Annotated in this window: 19 protein-coding genes and 1 tRNA gene; 7 read left to right on the top strand and 13 right to left on the bottom strand. The window is 62.9% G+C overall.

Annotated elements, in window-relative coordinates:
- Positions 1-106: 106 nt before the first annotated feature.
- The 3 genes from ACP148_RS18575 to ACP148_RS18565 form a co-directional block, all read right to left on the bottom strand.
- Positions 107-1,579 (bottom strand): M48 family metalloprotease, encoded by a 1,473-nt coding sequence (locus ACP148_RS18575; protein WP_421952302.1) that lies wholly within the window; start codon positions 1,577-1,579, stop codon positions 107-109.
- The gene (locus ACP148_RS18570; RefSeq protein WP_421952303.1) at positions 1,576-2,367 is read right to left on the bottom strand and encodes a thermonuclease family protein; all 792 of its coding nucleotides are present in this window, start codon (positions 2,365-2,367) and stop codon (positions 1,576-1,578) included. The genes ACP148_RS18575 and ACP148_RS18570 overlap by 4 nt, the downstream gene beginning before the upstream one ends.
- Positions 2,368-2,549: 182 nt before the next feature.
- The gene (locus ACP148_RS18565; RefSeq protein ID WP_421952304.1) at positions 2,550-3,116 is read right to left on the bottom strand and encodes a gamma-glutamylcyclotransferase; all 567 of its coding nucleotides are present in this window, start codon (positions 3,114-3,116) and stop codon (positions 2,550-2,552) included.
- Positions 3,117-3,257: 141 nt separating this feature from the next.
- Between ACP148_RS18565 and ACP148_RS18560 the strand changes: the two genes are divergently transcribed.
- On the top strand, positions 3,258-4,226 hold the full coding sequence (locus ACP148_RS18560) for a DUF2125 domain-containing protein (RefSeq protein ID WP_421952305.1): 969 nt from the start codon (positions 3,258-3,260) through the stop codon (positions 4,224-4,226).
- Here ACP148_RS18560 and ACP148_RS18555 read toward each other — a convergent pair.
- Positions 4,218-5,153 carry a prephenate/arogenate dehydrogenase family protein gene (locus ACP148_RS18555; RefSeq protein WP_421952306.1) on the bottom strand — a complete coding sequence of 312 codons (936 nt, stop codon included), beginning with the start codon at positions 5,151-5,153 and terminating at the stop codon, positions 4,218-4,220. The genes ACP148_RS18560 and ACP148_RS18555 overlap by 9 nt on opposite strands.
- Positions 5,150-6,244: a histidinol-phosphate transaminase gene (hisC, locus tag ACP148_RS18550; protein ID WP_421952307.1), complete on the bottom strand. Its 1,095-nt coding sequence runs from the start codon at positions 6,242-6,244 to the stop codon at positions 5,150-5,152. Before hisC ends, ACP148_RS18555 begins: the two co-directional genes overlap by 4 nt.
- 186 nt (positions 6,245-6,430) lie before the next feature.
- On the opposite strand from hisC, the gene ACP148_RS18545 reads away from it, so the two are divergent.
- The 3 genes from ACP148_RS18545 to ACP148_RS18535 are packed head-to-tail and all read left to right on the top strand — an operon-like array spanning position 6,431 to position 8,982.
- On the top strand, positions 6,431-7,066 hold the full coding sequence (locus tag ACP148_RS18545; protein ID WP_421952308.1) for an exopolysaccharide biosynthesis protein: 636 nt from the start codon (positions 6,431-6,433) through the stop codon (positions 7,064-7,066).
- Positions 7,063-8,793 carry an alpha/beta hydrolase gene (locus ACP148_RS18540; protein ID WP_421952309.1) on the top strand — a complete coding sequence of 577 codons (1,731 nt, stop codon included), beginning with the start codon at positions 7,063-7,065 and terminating at the stop codon, positions 8,791-8,793. The genes ACP148_RS18545 and ACP148_RS18540 overlap by 4 nt, the downstream gene beginning before the upstream one ends.
- A gap of 51 nt (positions 8,794-8,844) precedes the next feature.
- Positions 8,845-8,982 (top strand): DUF4260 family protein, encoded by a 138-nt coding sequence (locus ACP148_RS18535; RefSeq protein WP_425033627.1) that lies wholly within the window; start codon positions 8,845-8,847, stop codon positions 8,980-8,982.
- A 5-nt stretch (positions 8,983-8,987) separates the two neighbouring features.
- Here ACP148_RS18535 and ACP148_RS18530 read toward each other — a convergent pair whose 3' ends face one another.
- Positions 8,988-9,722 carry a class I SAM-dependent methyltransferase gene (locus ACP148_RS18530; RefSeq protein ID WP_421952310.1) on the bottom strand — a complete coding sequence of 245 codons (735 nt, stop codon included), beginning with the start codon at positions 9,720-9,722 and terminating at the stop codon, positions 8,988-8,990.
- A 173-nt stretch (positions 9,723-9,895) separates the two neighbouring features.
- On the opposite strand from ACP148_RS18530, the gene gloB reads away from it, so the two are divergent.
- Positions 9,896-10,663 carry a hydroxyacylglutathione hydrolase gene (gene gloB, locus ACP148_RS18525; protein ID WP_421952311.1) on the top strand — a complete coding sequence of 256 codons (768 nt, stop codon included), beginning with the start codon at positions 9,896-9,898 and terminating at the stop codon, positions 10,661-10,663.
- 1,434 nt (positions 10,664-12,097) lie between these two features.
- On the opposite strand, the gene ACP148_RS18520 is transcribed toward gloB, so the two are convergent.
- Positions 12,098-12,253, bottom strand: coding sequence for a hypothetical protein (locus ACP148_RS18520; RefSeq protein ID WP_421952312.1), 156 nt, complete (start codon positions 12,251-12,253; stop codon positions 12,098-12,100).
- 94 nt (positions 12,254-12,347) lie between these two features.
- Positions 12,348-12,424: transfer RNA gene (locus tag ACP148_RS18515), tRNA-Arg, on the bottom strand.
- A 326-nt stretch (positions 12,425-12,750) separates the two neighbouring features.
- Here ACP148_RS18515 and ACP148_RS18510 point away from each other — a divergent pair.
- Positions 12,751-13,188: a GNAT family N-acetyltransferase gene (locus ACP148_RS18510; protein ID WP_421952313.1), complete on the top strand. Its 438-nt coding sequence runs from the start codon at positions 12,751-12,753 to the stop codon at positions 13,186-13,188.
- 104 nt (positions 13,189-13,292) lie between these two features.
- Here the strand turns inward: ACP148_RS18510 and ACP148_RS18505 are convergent.
- The 4 genes from ACP148_RS18505 to ACP148_RS18490 all read right to left on the bottom strand — a co-directional run bounded on the left by ACP148_RS18505 (position 13,293) and on the right by ACP148_RS18490 (position 16,390).
- A protein-coding gene (locus tag ACP148_RS18505) for an IS5 family transposase (protein WP_421951250.1) occupies positions 13,293-14,056 on the bottom strand; the annotation gives its coding sequence in 2 pieces (ribosomal slippage) (positions 13,293-13,729 and positions 13,729-14,056; 765 coding nt in all).
- A gap of 320 nt (positions 14,057-14,376) precedes the next feature.
- Positions 14,377-15,140, bottom strand: a protein-coding gene (locus tag ACP148_RS18500) for an IS5 family transposase (RefSeq protein ID WP_421951250.1) whose coding sequence is annotated in 2 segments (ribosomal slippage) — positions 14,377-14,813 and positions 14,813-15,140 — 765 coding nt in all. Because the reading frame shifts where the segments join, the coding sequence is not laid out codon by codon here.
- Between the two features lie 301 nt (positions 15,141-15,441).
- On the bottom strand, positions 15,442-15,903 hold the full coding sequence (locus tag ACP148_RS18495) for an NUDIX domain-containing protein (protein WP_421952314.1): 462 nt from the start codon (positions 15,901-15,903) through the stop codon (positions 15,442-15,444).
- Positions 15,904-16,045: 142 nt separating this feature from the next.
- Complete coding sequence (locus tag ACP148_RS18490) at positions 16,046-16,390, bottom strand: hypothetical protein (protein WP_421952315.1); 345 nt, start codon at positions 16,388-16,390, stop codon at positions 16,046-16,048.
- Between ACP148_RS18490 and ACP148_RS18485 the strand changes: the two genes are divergently transcribed.
- Positions 16,389-16,559 carry a hypothetical protein gene (locus tag ACP148_RS18485; protein ID WP_421952316.1) on the top strand — a complete coding sequence of 57 codons (171 nt, stop codon included), beginning with the start codon at positions 16,389-16,391 and terminating at the stop codon, positions 16,557-16,559. The two genes, ACP148_RS18490 and ACP148_RS18485, sit on opposite strands and share 2 nt — an antisense overlap.
- A 152-nt stretch (positions 16,560-16,711) precedes the next feature.
- Here the strand turns inward: ACP148_RS18485 and ACP148_RS18480 are convergent, their stop codons facing one another.
- Positions 16,712-17,521 carry a lysophospholipid acyltransferase family protein gene (locus ACP148_RS18480; RefSeq protein ID WP_421952317.1) on the bottom strand — a complete coding sequence of 270 codons (810 nt, stop codon included), beginning with the start codon at positions 17,519-17,521 and terminating at the stop codon, positions 16,712-16,714.
- Positions 17,522-17,523 lie beyond the last annotated feature (2 nt).

The raw sequence follows: 17,523 nt of genomic DNA, 5'->3' as shown, positions 1-17,523 counted from the left end.
CGCTAGAGCGCTTCCAGGATAAGTGGGCACCACTTATCCGGTTCGGAAGCGCGACAAAACAAGGACTTAGAGCAATTGAAGCGATTCGAAGAAGCGCTGAAATGCTCTAGTCCACCTGCACGACCTTGTAGGACCCACCAGCCTCCACCGGATCGCCCGGCAGCAAATTGTTGAGCACCAGGAACAGTTCCCGCCCACGGTTGAGCTGCCCCATGCGCTGGGCCAGCGTATCGGCAGTGTCGCCGCTGCCCGCCCGCACCAGCCCCAGCTTGATGGTCCGGATCGCAGCCAGATCGCTCTGCTGGGTGCGCCGCAGGCTCTCGACGGTCTGTTGCGCCGCCCGGCGGAATGCGCTGGTGTCGGCGCGGCCCGCGAAGATGAAGCGGAACACTCCATTGTCGACCCGCGCCACTGTCACATCGAAGAACCATTCCTCGGTCTGGGCGCGGCCCGTCGCCGTTTCGATGCCGTTTATGGTGCGCGTCGTCACCGTTTCGGGCGCCAGCCCGGCGATCCAGCCCGAGCGCAGATAATCGGCGAGCGATGTCGAAGAGGGAACCTGCGCGCTGTCGAACCGCAGCGCGGCCCCGTCACCGGCCACCGCCACCACGGCCTGGTTCGATATCTGCAACCCATAATCGGACGGCACCGTGAAGGTCAGCCCGTATTGCGGCGAGATGTAGCGCTGCCCGACGATCGTGCCCTGCTTGCCCGAATCCCCGAAGGTGATCCCGTCCACGGCCGAAAGATAGCCCTGCCGGTCGGTGATCCCCACCCCCGGCTCGCCGTAATTGCGCGCCTCGTTGATCGCCCGCTGGATACGGTCCGGGGTCGAGGGATGGGTGGAGAGGAAATCCTCGCCCCCGTTCGCCGCACTCACGAACTGCGCAAACCGGCCCATGGCGGTCAGGAACCGCGCCGCCGCATGCGGATCGTACCCGGCCCGCGCCGCGATCTTGATGCCCTCGCGGTCGGCTTCGAGCTCCTGGTTCTGCGAGAACGCGGCAAGGTTCTGTGCCGAACGCTCGGCGGTCGCGTTGGCGTCGATCACCCCGCCCAGAACCCCTGTGATCACCCGATCCACAAGCTCGGTGGTCCGCACCCGCGCCGAACGGGCCCGTGCATGGCGCAGCGTCACATGGGCGATCTCGTGGGCGATCACTGCCGCCAATTCGCTCATGTCGTTGGCCAGCGCCAGGATGCCGCGCGTCACATAGATGAACCCGCCCGGCAATGCGAACGCATTGACTTCCGAGGAATCGAGAATGGTGATCGTAAACTGGGTCGCCGGCTGTCCCGCCGCCGCGAGAAGTTTCGAAACCATGCGCGCCAGCATCAATTCGGTCGCCCGGTGTTCATAGACACCGCCATAGGACGCGATGATGCGCGGATGCTCGCGCAGGCCGATCACCGCATCTTCCGGGTCGGTCCCTGCCGGCACCGCAGGCGCCGAACCGCCCGTCTGGCGCGTGGTGATGTCCGAACCGCCCAGCAGTCCCGAACAGCCCGCGACCGCGGAAACGAGCACGATACCCGTGCCCGACAGAAAGGCGCGACGTGTGAGTGTCCTCTCGCTCATGGCCTTGCCAGAACCTCGATCTGTTCGGGGTGGGTAATGTCGATGCGCGGCCCGTCCGCGCTTTCGATCCAGCCGCGCACCCGGATCAAGCCATTGTCGAACGCCAGCGGATCGATACCCGCTTGCTCGAAAACCCGCAATCCATCGCTCTCGATCACCGCGGTAAAGTCTTCCCGCCACACGCGCCCGAAATTGAGATAGACCCGGCTCCCCACCCGTTCGGCGTTGAGCACCCGGCCTTCCACAAGCTCGTACCCGCCCACCCGATCGAGCAGCGCTTGCGGGTCCGCGCCGTTGCGGACCGCGTAATAGGGGTCGCGCCAGATGCCCAGCCGGTCGGCCCGCCCCTGCGCCTCGGCGGCATAAAGCGCATCCAGGCACGAGCGGTTGTCGGGGAAGGAATAGACCCGCGCCAGGCCCAGGCGCAGCATTTCGGCCTGCACCCAGACGGTTTCCCCGTCGCGCTCGACCATAATATGGGCCAGCGCCCGCCCGTGCCGGTCGCGATTCTCCCCGCCATAATAAAGCGTCACCTGATGCCCCATCACCAGGTCCTCGATGGCGGCTTTCGCCTCGTCGCCCAGCGGCCAGGCCGTGAACCCCTCGCGCCCCAGCGGCAGTTTGGGCGCCTGAATGCCCACCAGCCGCACCGTCAGTCCGCTGTCGAGATCGACAGTGTCGCCATCGGAAACGGCGACCACCCGGCCCGACGGCCCGGCTTGCAATTGTTCGCAGGTTTGGGAAAGGGCAGGCGCAACACCCGGCACGGTCATGAGAAGTGTCGTCACGAGCAAACGTCTGAGCAAATTGGGCCTCGAGCGGCAATTTTTCGGACTGACCCTCCACATTCCCCGCAATGCTTCGGATTCGATTGTGGCCCCACTGTGCACTCAATTGCGGCAAAAATCATCATTATTGTCCCCAGCGCGGTTTTTGCCGAAGCGTCTGTGACGCAAACCCCGCACCGCCGTCAGCCGAATGCAGATTGGCCCTCCAGGTGCGTGTGCCGCCTGCCGATCATCGCCGCCAGCGCCTGCACCTGCCGGTCGGCGATCCCCAGTTCCTTAAGGTGTCTGGCCGTATTGAGCACATAGTCGATATTGGGACCCGCTTCCCCGACGGCGCCATCGACCAGCGCCAATTGCTCCTCGAGCGAAAGCCGCCCTGCATATTGGGGATGATGGGGATCGGCAACGAAGGTGAGCGTTTCAACCACCTCCCCGTGTCCCAGTTTGGCCGGACGATGGGTTTCCAGATACACCCCTGTCACCTGTTCGCGAGCCCGCAGGTATTCGCGCACATCTTCCCAGTCGCCCTCGGCGATCTTGAACGCCATCCCCACGCACGCCCCGCCCCGCTCCAGCCCGAACACCAGGCCGGGACGCTCCTCGGTCCCCCGGTGCCGGTGCGAATAGACGCAAAGCCGGCGATGCACGCCGCGCAACAGCGCCCGCTCGGCGCGCTCGAACACGAAGCCGGGCCGCCAGATCAGCGATCCGTAACCGAAGACCCAGCGCGAGGATGGTTCTAAAGACATGGACATGGCTTAAGGTTTGGCACGCCCTTTCCCGGCGCGCAAGATGGCCTCACGCGGGAGATTGCGCCATCCGCGCGCTCGAAAACAGCCAAAGCGCAATTGCCTCATGACGGCCACGCGCGAACCCTATATGAAGCGCCTATGAAGCGTTTTGTCATAATGATCGCCGCCGTCGTCGCCGTCTCGGTTCTCTGGATGGGTGGCTGGTTCTATATCGCCGGCCAGGTTCGCGCCGAAATCCAGTATCTCGCCCAGGCCGATGGCATCACCCAGCCCCGGCTGGTCTGCGACAGGCTCGATGTCGGGGGCGCGCCCTTTTCCTTTTCCCCCCGCTGCGCCGGAGCGCACATCACCTCCGGCGACGTGACGGTCAACCTGGCCGCAATCACCGGCACGGCGCTGTTTTATCGCCCCACCCATATCCAGCTTTTCGCCACCGGCCCGGCCCGGATCACCGATGCCTTCACCGGCGCCACCCAACAGGTGCGCTGGTCGAACCTGCATGCCAGCCTGCGGCTCGATGGCGGCATGGTCGAGCGCTTTTCGGCCCTCGCCGACGATCTTGTCTATGCCGACATGCTGATCGGGGAAACGATCGTCGGCACCGCCGACCATGGCGAAATCCACCTGCTCGACGCCACCCCCGCCGACTCCCCGCCGGGCACCGGCGCGGTGTTTGACGCTTATGCGACGCTCGAAAACGTCACCAGCCAGGACAATGCCATCGCAAATGGCAGCCTGGTGATCGACGCGCGGCTCTCGGGCCTGCCCGATCCCGCTCTGTGGGGCGACCCGCAAGTGCTTGGCTTCTGGCAGGCTCTGGGGGGCGAACTGGTGCTGCGCGGCATCGAGGCCAATGCCGACGGGCTTTCGCTCACCGCACAAGGCGCCGCCAACCTCACCGATGCCGGTCTCGTCAACGGCACGCTCGATGTCGCCTCGGAGGGCGTTGCCGACCGCATCGCCGCTTTGGTTGGCGACCCTTCGGTGGCCCAGATCGTGCTCGGCAGTCCCGACCAGGACGGCGTCTCGCGTCAGACCCTGCGGGTCGATGACGGCACCGTGGTGGTCGGCATCATCCCCGTCGCCAGCCTGCCGCCGCTATTCTGAGCCGGGCTCTGACGGCTTTGCGTCCCCATGCGGACGCCCGAAATCGGGCGCCGCGGTTTCCTGCCCGGCCGCAATGATCGAGCGGCGCACCGCCCGCGTGCGGGTAAAAAGCGTTTCCAGCGCTTCGCCATCGCCAACCCGTACCGCGCGCTGGAGCACCGACAGGTCCTCCAGAAACCGCCCCAGCATTTCGAGCACAGCGTCACGATTGGTCAAAAACACGTCGCGCCACATCACCGGATCGGACGCCGCGATACGGGTGAAATCGCGAAACCCCGAAGCGGAAAACTTGATGACTTCCGATTTGGTGTGCTGCTCGAGATCGTCCACAGTGCCCACGATATTGTAGGCAACCAGATGCGGCACATGGCTGGTGATCGCCAGCACCATGTCGTGGTGCCCCGGGCTCATCGCCTCGACGTCCGACCCCAGCCCCTTCCAGAACGCGCTTAGCGTTTCCACAGCCTCAGCGTCGGTCCCCTCGGGCGGCGTCAAAACGCACCAGCGGTTTTCAAACAGATCGGCAAACCCCGCCGATGGCCCCGAATGCTCGGTCCCCGCCAGCGGATGGCCGGGCACGAAATGGACGCCCGCCGGCACATGCGGCCCCACCACATCGACGACATGGCCCTTGACCGACCCCACATCGGAAAGGATGGCGCCCTGTTTGAGATGGGGTGCAATCTGTTTTGCAATCGCCTCGTAGCTTCCCACCGGCGAGCACAGGATCACAAGGTCCGCGTCCCTGACCGCCTCGGCGGCGTCGGTCGTATAGATATCCCCGAGCCCCAGCGCCTTGGCCTCGTCGAGCGTTTCGGCCCGCCGCGTCGAAATGGCAATCGTCTTGGCCAGCCCGGCCCGCCGCGCGCCCCGCGCGATCGAAGAGCCGATCAGCCCGATACCGATAAGGGCGAGTTTTTCAATCATTGTCCGTCCATGAACTCTTTAAGCGCCTTGGCAACGGCCTTCATCGCCGCTTCGCTGCCGATCGAAATGCGCAAACCGTTGGCGATCCCATAGCCACCCATTTCCCGCACCACCAGCCCGCGTTCGAGCAGCGCCCCATTGGCCGCCTTGGCGGCCTCGGCATTGTCAAACAAGACGAGTATGAAATTGCCCTGGCTGGGCAGAACCCGCAGCCGGTTCGAGCCGATTTCTTCGCTCAGCCACACCCGCCATCTGTCATTGTGCTCGCGCAGCGCCCTGGTGAACGCAACGTCCCGCGTCGCCGCTTCCGCCGCCACCTGCCCCAGCACCGAAACGTTGAACGGACCCCTGATCCGGTTGACCGCATCGACCAGATGGGCCGGGCCGTAAAGCCAGCCCACCCGCGCCGCCGCCAGTCCCATCTTGGAAAAGGTTCTGACCATCACGACGTTTTCGCTGCGCTCGACAAGCGAAATCCCCACCCCGTAATCGCCAGCCGTCACATATTCGGCATAGGCGGAATCGATCACCAGCAGCACGTTCGCCGGCAGCCCGGCATGCAGCCGGTCGAGCTCCTCGGCACTCAGATACGTGCCGGTCGGGTTGTTGGGGTTGGCCAGAAAAACGATTTTGGTCTTGTCGGTCACCGCCGCAAGGATCGCATCCACATCGGCGCAATAATCGGTTTCCGGCGCCACCACCGGCGTCCCCCCCGCCGCGCGGGTGATGATGGGATAGACCATGAAGCCATATTGGCTCATCACGGCCTCGTCCCCGTCCCCGATATAGGTCTGGGCCAGAAGATGCAGCACTTCGTCCGACCCCGCGCCCACGATGATACGGTCCGGATCGATGCCATTGACCTCGCCCAGCGCCGCGCGCAGCGCCCGCGAGGACCCCTCGGGATAGATCTCGAGCTTTTCGGCAGCCGCCTTGACCGCCTCGATGGCTTTCGGACTCGCCCCGAGCGGGGATTCATTGGCCGAGAGCTTGATGGTATCGCCGGCCTTTTTTCCCGGCGCGCTCGAGCGGCCCGGAACATAGGGGGCAATGGTCAAAATCCCCGGTTGCGGAACGGGTCTGTCACTCATGGCTGCGGCACTCGACTGAGACTGGCGTACCCCCTGTTACGGGGCCGCGCGGACCATAGTGAAAGGGGGCCCTTAAAGCAATCGCCTCAGATGGCGCCCGGAACGGCTGGTTTGCCGGTTGATCGCGGCCCGCCATACCGGCATGATCGGCTGAACTTTAGTCACATGTTTTCTCAAGGCCAGCCCATGACATCCACCGAAGCCGAACCCACACCCGTGGAGGTTCAGATCGGTGGCTTGCTCGAAGCGCTCAACGCCTCCCAGCAAAAATCCGACCCGCGCTTCACCGTCGCCAGCCTCATCGCCGCATTGGGCGTTCACTCCCACATCGTGGTCATCCTCGTCTTTTCCGTCCTCAACATGGTGCCCGGCCCGCCCGGCTATGGCGGCACCATCGCCTTTGCCATCATCGGCTTTTCCATCGCCATGCTGATCAATGCGCCTTTAACGCTTCCCGGCTGGATCCGCCGCCGCAAGCTCCCGGCCAAGGCCCTGATGCGGGTTACGAAACTCTTTGCCCGTATGGCTGGCGCCATGGGCCGGTTTTCCCGGCCCCGCTTCACATTCGTTTCCGCCCCCATCTTTCGCCCGCTCCTGGCCCTGTTCATCATCGCCGTCAGCCTGCCCATGATGCTGCCCATTCCCTTCATCAACGCCGTGCCCAATACCGGCATCTGCATTTTGTGCCTGGGCTGGATCAACCGCGACGCCTTCGTCATTTTCGCCGGCATCGTCATCGCGCTTGTCGGGCTCACCATCGCCGGAGCCGCCATCTGGGGTGTCTGGCACCTGGCCAACGCCGCTGTCGGTGCCGTACGATGATGCCGGTCTTTAAACCCATACGGCCGCTTCGGCGCTTCATCCTGCGCCTGCCCGCCGGCGGGGTGTTTCTCGGGCTGGTGTTTTTCGCGCTTTCGCTCACCCCCTCGCTCATTCCCCGCCATTTCCTCATCCAGGGCGTATTGTCGGGCTGCGTTTTCGCCGCCGGCTACGGCATCGGGGTTTTTCTCGAATGGCTGTGGAACTTCATGGGCCTCAGGCCCCCGTCCCGCCGCTGGATACGATATGCCCAATGGACGATGATCGGCGCCGGCGCCGCCTTTGCCTTCGTGTGCCTGTGGCTCTCGACCGGCTGGCAGAATTCGATCCGCGCCGTCATGGACATGCCCTCGGTCGAATCCAACCAGCCCATCTACGTCGTCGCCATCGCCATTGTCCCCGCGCTGATCCTGATTGCGCTGGGCACATTGATCGTCTCGGGTGTCAGGCTGGTGTCGGGCTGGCTGCGCCTTCTCATCCCGCCCCGCGTCGCGCTGGTGGGCGGCATCGTGATCGTCACCATCGTCACCAATATCACCGTCAACGGCGTGCTGGGCCGCTGGGCCTTTGCCGCCGCCGACCGCTTCTACGCCAACCTCGACACCCTTGCCGGGGCCTATGAGGAACAGCCCGACGATCCCCTGCGCTCGGGCAGCGCCGCTTCGCTTGTCGATTGGTCAACCATCGGGCTCGATGCCCGCATCTATGTCCAGTCAGGTCCCACGGCGGCCGAAATCGAGGAGATAACCGGCAAGCCGGCCATCGATCCCCTGCGCGTTTATGTCGGCCTGCGCTCAGCCGGAACCGTCGAGGAACGCGCGCGCCTCGCGCTCGATGAAATGCTGCGGGTCGGCGCGTTCGAGCGCAAGATCCTCGTCCTCATCATGCCCGTGGGCACCGGCTGGGTGCAGCCCCCCGCCATCGATACCCTCGAATTCCTCCATGGCGGCGACGTGGCCAGCGTCGCCCTGCAATATTCCTATCTGACAAGCTCGCTCTCGCTGGTGTCCGAACCCGATGTGGGGGTGGAGGCGGCCCGCTCGCTTTTCGATATTGTCTATGCGTATTGGAACGAGCTCCCCCCCGATGACCGCCCCGAACTCTATCTCCACGGCCTCAGCCTGGGCGCCTATTCCTCCCAGGCTTCGATCAACCTCTTCAACCTCCTCTCAAACCCCATAGAGGGCGCGCTCTGGGTCGGCCCGCCCTTTGCCAGCCAGATCTGGCGCGATGTCACCGGCGCGCGCAATCCCTTAAGCCCCGCCTGGCTGCCCCAGGTGGGCAACGGTTCCATCGTGCGCTACGCCAACCAGTTCGCCGGCCTAAAGGCCGATGGCCGGACCTGGGGACCACTGCGCCTGTTCTACCTGCAATACGGGTCCGACCCCGTGGTGTTTTTCGACCCCGGCATGATCTATCGCAGGCCCGCATGGCTGGCGGGCCGGCGCGCGCCCGACGTTTCTCCCGAGCTCACCTGGTATCCGGTGGTCACCTTCCTGCAGGTGACCTTCGATCTGCTCATCGCCCAGGCGGCCCCGGTCGGCTACGGCCATGTCTATGCGCCCCAGCACTACCTGCGGGCCTGGATCGAGGTGACCGAGCCCGAGGGCTGGACGCAGGCCGAACTCGATGCGCTGACAAACCGCCTCACCCGCACCGGCACCTATCGCGACATCGTCGGCGGCTGGTTCCGCGACCCCGCCATGGCTTCGGCGCGGCCCGATCAATAAGGTCGAACTGTCCCGTCATCGGAAAGCCGGCGATATGATCCATGCGGTTTTCTGGCAACGCGCCTGGCCGCAACGCTTGGCGCGCTCTGGCTCGCCCATTGCGGCCTCGACCGCATGCTCGGCTACGGGCTCCAATCGCCCGAGGGCTTTTCCATCACCCATCTGCGCCGCATCGGCAGGGAAAAATAGCTAGCCTAAAACCCTTCCCGCGCCGTCTGCGGGGCCAGCTCTGGCGCGCCGAGCGCCTTTTCGGCCCGCTTGCGCCGGGCGATGGCGGGAAACTGTTCCTTTTTCGCCCGCACGCACATCGCCCCGGCAAAGGTCGGCCCGAAGATCTTGGAGGCCTTTTCGATCATCCGCGCCGAGCGCAGGATCGGCCCGGAATGGATGGGCGGGAAAAACAGCCCGTCGCGCCACACTTCGGGCGTGAACGAATGTTCGCGCAACAGCTTGTCCATCTGCCCGCGTGAATAGGGCTGTCCATAGCCGAACGGGTTTGTGTCGAGCCCCGCCCACAGCCCGCGCCGCCGCGGCACGACGATGATCACCTTCCCATTGGGCGCGCAGATCCGCCACAATTCGCGCATCATGTCTTCGGGATCGACCACGTGCTCGAACCCGTGAATGACGATCACCATGTCCATGGCCGCATCGGTCAGCGGCATTTCCAGTGGATCGCACAACACCGTGTGCGAGGGCCCTTCGCGCGGCCAGCTCGACGCCCCCTGCCGCGCCGGCATGAAGGCCAGAACCCGCTCGGCCCCCTTGAGGGCCCCGCGCAGATAGGGCGTGGCAAATCCCAGCCCCAACAGCCGCAACCCCGTCACATCCCCGGCAAGCGCGCTCACCTCCTGGCGGATCGATTGCCGCGTCAGCCGGCCCAGGGGCGATTTGTAAAAGCGGATCAGACCGTCGACGTCAGGTGTCATTGATTCTTGTTCACTCGCGCCAGATGGAAAAACATTTGTCCCAGGTTCATTCTTATGTGGGCGGTTTGCCCGCCCAGGTCAAATAGAGGATGGCCGGGCTCTGGCGTTCTGGCCTTGCATGTGACCGGCGCCCGCCCTACCCTCGCCGCAAAATCGAACAGGAGGCTCGGCTCATGTCCCTCGAAATCGCCGTATTCCCAGCGCTCAGCGACAATTTCGGCTATCTCGTCCGCGATACCGCGTCAGGCCGCGTCGCCGCCATAGACGCCCCCGAAGAAGCCCCCATTCTCGCCGAACTCGACAGGCGCGGCTGGACCCTGACCGATATCCTGATCACCCACCATCACCCCGACCACACCGACGCCATCGCGCCCCTCAAACGGCGTTTCGACTGCAACGTCATCGGCCCGAAAAAAGAAGCCGGCAAGATCGCCGGGCTCGATACGCTTGTGGGTGGCGGCGATACGGTGAGCCTGGGCGAAACGGTCTTCGAGGTCATCGACGTGCCCGGCCACACGCTGGGCCACATCGCGTTTTTCGCGCCCGATGAAAAGGTGCTGTTTTCGGCAGATGCGCTGTTTTCGCTCGGTGTTGGCCGCATGTTCGAGGGCGATGCCCACGGCATGTGGGCCGGGCTCGAACGGCTCAGGAAACTGCCTCCCGAAACCATGGTCTATTGCGGCCACGAATATACGCTCGCCAACGCCAGATTCGCCCTTTCGATCGATCCCGACAACGCCGCGCTCAAGGCCCGTGCCAAACAGGCGCAGGACCAGATCGATGCAGGAAAACCCACAATTCCCTTCAATCTGGGCGAGGATTTTGCCGCCAATCCCTTCCTGCGCGCCGATACCCCCGAAATGGCCCATGCCATGGCCCACGAAGACGCCCCCGCCTGGCAGATCTTCGGCGCCATCCGCAAGGCCAAGGACAATTTCTAGAGTATTTTCAGAATAGGTGGAAACCAGGCGTCCGGGTCAAAGAGAACCACTCGCGCTTGCCACCCCCCACGCTGTCACCCCGGCCATGCGCCGGGGGCCAGTACACTCAGCGCCGGTAAATACCGTAGAGTGCGGGCCATGATTGGCTGAATGCCGATTGGTCCCAGAGCTTGTCCAGCAAAAGCATGTCCTCGACCCGATCGGGGACGGAAACGGTTTTGCGGTTCGGACGCGCGATAAAACAAGGACTTAAAGCATTTCAGGTTGTAACGGAGCCATTTGGGTCCCTTCCGTCGCTGCCCCGGTCCCGGCTTTCGCCGGGACCGGGGAAGCGCAGAAGGAGAACGGCGATTCCGTAAAGAGCTGAAGAACTCTAGATCAAACCCGCGATTCGAGGACCCGAAGGGCCGCGCAAGCGAAAAGCGGAAATTCTCTAGAGCGCTTCCAGGATAAGTAGGCGCCACTTGTCCGGTTCGGAAGCACGACAAAACAAGGACTTAGAGCAATTGGAGCGATTCGAAGAAGCGCTGAAATGCTCTAGCGCCAGCCGCTCTCCACCACGCTGTCACCCCGGCCTCCGAGCCGGGGTCCAGTACACTCGGCGATTGCGATTAAACGGCCAACTCTGCCGCTTGCTGGATCCTGGGTCGAGCCCGGGATGACCTTGGTGGTTGGGTGGAGCGCGCGGCCTTGCCGCCTATCCCCAAGCCTCTCTCTCCTTTCGTCGTCCTCGGGCGTGACCCGAGGACCTGCTGCCTCGGTCAGCCGCTGAAGGGGTATCCCAATCGGTGCCCCTCCACACCCCCATCATCCCTGCCTCGAGCCGGGATGACAGTGGTGGTTGGGTGGAGCGCGCGGCCTTGCCGCCTATCCCCAAGCCTCCCCCTCCTTTCGTCGTCCTCGGGCGTGACCCGAGGACCCGCTGCCTCGGTCAGCCGCTGAAGGGGTGTCCCAATCGGTGCCCCCTCAACACCCCTTTCATCCCTGCCTCGAGCCGGGATGACAGTGGTGGTTGGGTGGAGCGCGCGGCCTTGCCGCCTATCCCCAAGCCTCCCCTCCTTTCGTCGTCCTCGGGCGTGACCCGAGGACCCGCTGCCTCGGTCAGCCGCTGAAGGGGTGTCCCAATCAGTGCCCTCTCAACACCCCTTTCATCCCGGCCTTGAGCCGAGTGTGGTTATGGCTTTGCCACAAACTCTTGCGGACATGGAAAAGGCGCCTGCCCCTGGGACCGATCGCCATTGAGCTGCGCATGAGCCTAAAGCGCGTCCAGCAAAAGTGGAAGCGGTTTTGCGGTTCGGACGCGCGACAAAGCAAGGACTTAGATCAAATCCGCGATTCGAAGAAAAGCGGATCTGATCTAAAGCGCGGGCCCCAAGGTCCGTGCCAGAGAATACCGCAATTTGCGGGCGATGACCGGCTGAATGCCGATTGGCCCTAAAGCCCCTGCCGCAATTCGTCGATGCGCTGGATATGGGTTTCAAGCTCGGATTTGAGCGCGATCTTTTGCGCATCGCTATAGCGATTGACCGCCACGGTCCGCTCGAGCTCCTCGATGGCGCGGGTCAGTTTGGCAAGGGCCGGGGCGGACATTGGGCGTCTCCAACGACAGGGCAAGAATAACGGCCAGCAGACAAGCCGCAAACCGGGACACGTCGCGCAAGGGCCGCGAACCGCGAGGCAAAAATGGTGATCCCGACTGGATTCGAACCAGTGACCCTCAGATTAGGAATCTGATGCTCTATCCTGCTGAGCTACGGGACCACGCGTAAAGCGCTTAGCAAAATCGGCGGTTGATGGGAACCGGCAATCGCCCTGCGCCCACCATAGCGATCGCCATTCGGAGCGCCTTGGTCAACCCCGGGCCGACATCATGTCTGTCATAGTCGAAAAAGCTCACATCGAAAAATTGCCGCTATGCCCAGGTTTATGCCCCATCCTGAATGTCCCCGGGACAGCCCGAGGCCTCACCGCCTGAGATGGCTTGCGAACCCGTCGCGTCCTAAGGCATTGACTCTGAAGCGGGGCGGGAGAAAGCTGGTACTCACCCGTTCGACCTGAACAAAAAACAAGGTTCTGGGCAAATCCCGATGCACGATCTTGAAGACCTGTGCCAAAGCCATCTGCCCCGGATCGCGCCCTGGTTCGACGATCCGATAACCCGGCGATGGTTGGGCGGCCGCGGCTGGGCCGAGAACACCCTGCTGCTGGCAAATGCCGACACCGACAGGCACGGGCTTATCGCATCGATCGCTGGAAATCCTGCCGCCCTGCTGGACGTCGAAGTCTATGCCGATGCCAGCGCCAGCTTCGCCATCGTCGTCGATCCGGCCCTGCGCCGGCGCGGCGTTGCGGTCGGAACCTTGAATACCATGCTCCACCTGCCTCGATTTGCGCATCTATCGCGCTTTTTCGCCGGTGTTGAAAACGGCAATGAGCCGAGCAGGCTCCTTCTGACCCGTTTGGGTTTCACACCCACCGCAACACAGTCGGAACCAGGATTTACCGACTACCAACTGCTTCGATAGAACACGTCCAGCAAAAGCATGTCCTCGACCCGATCGGGGATGGAAACGGTTTTGCGGTTCGGACGCGCGAGGAAACAAGGACCTAGGCTGTGGTGACGATTTAATCATTTAAGCCACAGCATGACGCTGGCAATTTTGACGAAGCCTAGGAAGTGGGCGGCTCGCTTGTCATATCGAGTTGCGATGCGGCGCCACTGCTTGAGCTTGGCGAAAAAACCTTCGATGCCCCAGCGTTGCCGATAGGCGATCTTGTCGTAGCCATGTTGGTATTTGCGGTGGCGGCGGGGCGGGATCACTGGCTCGCCGCCTTCATCGAGAATGACATCATGGAGGCTATCGGCGTCATAGGCCCGGTCGGCGAGAACTTTGCCCGCGGCCAGTCCGGCGACCAGATCGCAGGCGGGTGCCATATCATTTTGCTGACCCGGCCCGAGCGCAAAGCGGACCGGCAGGCCAAGCGCATCAACTACGGCATGGAGCTTGGTGCCGAAACCGCCACGGGAGCGACCGAGAGCCTGGGTTTGCGCTCCCCCCTTTTTCGCCGCGCCCCTGCGGCCTGGGCCTGGGCGCGGATCACTGTGGCGTCGATGGCCAACCATTCGAGATCGGGAGCGTTTGCGACCGCCTCGAACAGACGATCAAACACGCCCATCTCGATCCAGCGGTAATAGCGCCGCTTGACCGTCTGGTAAGGACCGAACCGGTCTTCGGGCAGATCGCGCCAGCGGCCACCAGACCGGGCCATCCACAAAAGCGCATTGAAAAACCGACGCCCATCACTACGTGGGCCGCGCTTGCCCTTGCGACCGCCCGGGACAAACGGCTTGATCTGTTCCCACTGATCGTCGCGTAAAATCTCGCCATCCATCGCTGACCTCCCAAAAGTCAGCGTTGAATCTGATTTGCCGCGATGTGGGAATCCCAAAACATTAAATCGTCACTACAGCCTAGAGCATTTCAGCGCTTCTTCGAATCGCTCCAATTGCTCTAAAGCATTGCAGGTTGTACCGGAGCCATTTTGAGTCCCTTCCGTCGCTGCCCCGGCGAAAGCCGGGGCCCAGCAGCGTGAGCCGAGGCGCCGGCGCTTGACGCAACTCTCATGGACCCCGGCTTTCGCCGGGGAAGCGCAGAAGGAGAACGGCGATTCCGTAAAGAGCTGAAGGGCTCTAGGCTGTGGTGACGATTTAATCATTTAAGCCACAGCATGACGCTGGCAATTTTGACGAAGCCTAGGAAGTGGGCGGCTCGCTTGTCATATCGAGTTGCGATGCGGCGCCACTGCTTGAGCTTGGCGAAAAAACCTTCGATGCCCCAGCGTTGCCGATAGGCGATCTTGTCGTAGCCATGTTGGTATTTGCGGTGGCGGCGGGGCGGGATCACTGGCTCGCCGCCTTCATCGAGAATGACATCATGGAGGCTATCGGCGTCATAGGCCCGGTCGGCGAGAACTTTGCCCGCGGCCAGTCCGGCGACCAGATCGCAGGCGGGTGCCATATCATTTTGCTGACCCGGCCCGAGCGCAAAGCGGACCGGCAGGCCAAGCGCATCAACTACGGCATGGAGCTTGGTGCCGAAACCGCCACGGGAGCGACCGAGAGCCTGGGTTTGCGCTCCCCCCTTTTTCGCCGCGCCCCTGCGGCCTGGGCCTGGGCGCGGATCACTGTGGCGTCGATGGCCAACCATTCGAGATCGGGAGCGTTTGCGACCGCCTCGAACAGACGATCAAACACGCCCATCTCGATCCAGCGGTAATAGCGCCGCTTGACCGTCTGGTAAGGACCGAACCGGTCTTCGGGCAGATCGCGCCAGCGGCCACCAGACCGGGCCATCCACAAAAGCGCATTGAAAAACCGACGCCCATCACTACGTGGGCCGCGCTTGCCCTTGCGACCGCCCGGGACAAACGGCTTGATCTGTTCCCACTGATCGTCGCGTAAAATCTCGCCATCCATCGCTGACCTCCCAAAAGTCAGCGTTGAATCTGATTTGCCGCGATGTGGGAATCCCAAAACATTAAATCGTCACTACAGCCTAGAGCATTTCCGCTCTTATTCGAATCGCTTCAATTGCTCTAAGTCCCTGATTTGGCGCGTTTCCGAACCGAATAAGTGGTATCCACTTATTCTGGAAACGCTCTAGATCAAGTCCGCGATTGAAAGACACGAAGGGCCGCGCAAGCGAAAAGCGGATTTGATCGAGTGCGCCTGCCTCGCGCCGTCGCCTGCTCCACCCTCCTGCCCCGCCCTGATCTTTTCAGCTTCGATCAGGTGGCAGATTGCAAGGCTGCGCCCTTCCCGCCCCCTGAAAAAGGGCAAGGGCCCGACGGGCCAGCTTTCGGTAATCGGGATGGGCCAGGGCGTCGAGGCTGTCGATTTCGTCCGGCACGAACCACCTTATCTCCGAATGCTCGTCGCAAATGTTTGCCGGCTCGCCACCCGACCACTCCAGCACGGCAAAGATGGCGGACAGGAAGGCGGTCCCATTGGGCATCGCCCGATGTTCGATGTCGGAGAGAAATGCCGCTTTGAGCACCCTTACCCCGATTTCTTCCTGCACTTCACGGATCAGCGCCCGGTCCGCGGTTTCCCCCGGTTCGAGCCGTCCCCCTATGGCATCCCAATGGTTGGGCCAGTTTGATTTCCAGGCTGCACGGTGGCCCAAAAGAATTCTGCCGTCCCTGACCAGCAGACCCGCCGCAACCTTTTGAACTGTCAAATTATCTTCCGAAAACAGAGCGGCTCGACCTCCAGCCGTCGTAAGCTCAATTCAGACACCAACGGGACACCTACCAGCCGCAAAACCATCTCTCCTTCCCCGTAACCATCGCTTCCCAGCCCAACACTCCCCGGAATCGCCTTCAGGCCGCGCGGCCCATCGCCCTCCGGCTGCCTTCGAGGTCCCATACAAGCGTCATCACCGACAGCGGATCGCTTGGTGCGGCAAGGGAAAGCATGCGCGCCCCGCCCGCGCTCAGCCTGCGGAACTTTTCGCGTGCCCGGTGATCGCCGATCAAATCCTCTGCGGTGCCGGCCCAGCCGATCACCCCATTGTCCTCGAGCGCATAAAGCCGGCTCGGCGCCATGGCGACGCCGGCTTCTCTTTCGCGCTCCATCAGATAGCGCCGGCCCGATCGTCCGGCCCAAAGCACACTGGCACTCGTCTCGCCGATGCCGGTTTCCGCACTGTCGTTAAATCCGATCATGGCCACCCTCGAAAACGGCCCCGCATTAGAGTGTTTCCAGGACAAGTGGATGCCACTTAATCCGGCTTGGAAACGCGACAAGAAAAAGACCTGGACAATTTTCGCCATCCCGGGAAGGGCGAAAATTCATCTGGCGACCGGCGGTCACGAGACCGAACCGATCCAATGAGAACAAAATTAGAACAAATTGAAGGAGACGTCAATCCCATGCACACTCAAATCGTCTCATTCCCACCAGAGAATGTCAAGATATTGTGTCCCGATTGCGGCGCAACACAATCTATCGCATTGATATCGATGAAATCGCCGGGGCGCGTCAGGTTAGGATCGCGCGTCCGATTGGGCCTGCAATTCATCGATCCGGCCCCGCAACCGCGGCGAGATCGGGCGCGCCAGCCCCTTTTGCGCATCCTCGAGCACCATCGCATCGGTCTCGGTCTCGATGCGGTCGATCAGCGTTTTCAGGAACTGATCCCCCGGCAGCCCCGGCATGATCGGTTCGAGAAATTTCGCCCGTGCCGTGCCCGGCCACAGGATAGGGCTGTTGCGCCCCCAATAGAGCCCCGAAGTGAGCGCCACGGGCACCACAGGCACGTCCATCGCCAGATACATCCGCACGATCCCCGAGCGATAGGCCGGTGTATCGAGCGGCGCCCTTCGCGTGCCTTCGGGAAAGATGATGACCCGGCAGCCCCGATCCAGCGCGCCGCGCGCTTCCTCCATCATGGCCGGCAGCGCGTCCTTACCCTTCTTGCGGTCCACCGAGATCGTGTCGATCCACCGCGCCGCCCAGCCAAACAGCACAATATCGAGCAGTTCCTTTTTGGCGATGAAGGCCGGGTGCCCAACATGGGGCAGGATGGCAAAGATGTCCCAGTCCGACTGGTGCTTGGCGCCGATGATGCACCCGCCCTCGGGAATGTTTTCCGCCCCGGTCACCTCGGTCCGGATCCCCACGATCCAGCGCAGGAAAAACAGGTTCGAACTGTTCCAGTATTGCGCCAGGCTCCACCCCAGAGGCTTGAGCCCCGGCGTCAGCTTGGCCATCAGCCCGATAATGATCGCAAGGATGATCGTGTGGACGAAAAACAGCAGATAAAACACCGCCGAGCGGACAGCCTGGACGATCATGA

Origin of the sequence: Pelagibacterium sp. (assembly GCF_965249125.1) — a bacterium.
Taxonomy (GTDB): domain Bacteria; phylum Pseudomonadota; class Alphaproteobacteria; order Rhizobiales; family Devosiaceae; genus Pelagibacterium.
Note: the sequence above shows the minus strand (reverse complement) of the source record. Positions and strands in the feature narration are given on the sequence as shown.

Excerpts from the sequence above, each read along its gene's own strand:
- ACP148_RS18555 (WP_421952306.1), bottom strand. The coding sequence starts at position 5,153 with ATGATTGAAAAACTCGCCCTTATCGGTATCGGGCTGATCGGCTCTTCG.
- ACP148_RS18565 (WP_421952304.1), bottom strand. The coding sequence starts at position 3,116 with ATGTCTTTAGAACCATCCTCGCGCTGGGTCTTCGGTTACGGATCGCTG.
- ACP148_RS18575 (WP_421952302.1), bottom strand. The coding sequence starts at position 1,579 with ATGAGCGAGAGGACACTCACACGTCGCGCCTTTCTGTCGGGCACGGGT.
- ACP148_RS18530 (WP_421952310.1), bottom strand. The coding sequence starts at position 9,722 with ATGACACCTGACGTCGACGGTCTGATCCGCTTTTACAAATCGCCCCTG.
- ACP148_RS18560 (WP_421952305.1), top strand. The coding sequence starts at position 3,258 with ATGAAGCGTTTTGTCATAATGATCGCCGCCGTCGTCGCCGTCTCGGTT.
- ACP148_RS18485 (WP_421952316.1), top strand. The coding sequence starts at position 16,389 with ATGGCCACCCTCGAAAACGGCCCCGCATTAGAGTGTTTCCAGGACAAG.
- ACP148_RS18510 (WP_421952313.1), top strand. The coding sequence starts at position 12,751 with ATGCACGATCTTGAAGACCTGTGCCAAAGCCATCTGCCCCGGATCGCG.
- hisC (WP_421952307.1), bottom strand. The coding sequence starts at position 6,244 with ATGAGTGACAGACCCGTTCCGCAACCGGGGATTTTGACCATTGCCCCC.
- ACP148_RS18480 (WP_421952317.1), bottom strand. The coding sequence starts at position 17,521 with ATGATCGTCCAGGCTGTCCGCTCGGCGGTGTTTTATCTGCTGTTTTTC.
- gloB (WP_421952311.1), top strand. The coding sequence starts at position 9,896 with ATGTCCCTCGAAATCGCCGTATTCCCAGCGCTCAGCGACAATTTCGGC.
- ACP148_RS18490 (WP_421952315.1), bottom strand. The coding sequence starts at position 16,390 with ATGATCGGATTTAACGACAGTGCGGAAACCGGCATCGGCGAGACGAGT.
- ACP148_RS18545 (WP_421952308.1), top strand. The coding sequence starts at position 6,431 with ATGACATCCACCGAAGCCGAACCCACACCCGTGGAGGTTCAGATCGGT.
- ACP148_RS18540 (WP_421952309.1), top strand. The coding sequence starts at position 7,063 with ATGATGCCGGTCTTTAAACCCATACGGCCGCTTCGGCGCTTCATCCTG.
- ACP148_RS18520 (WP_421952312.1), bottom strand. The coding sequence starts at position 12,253 with ATGTCCGCCCCGGCCCTTGCCAAACTGACCCGCGCCATCGAGGAGCTC.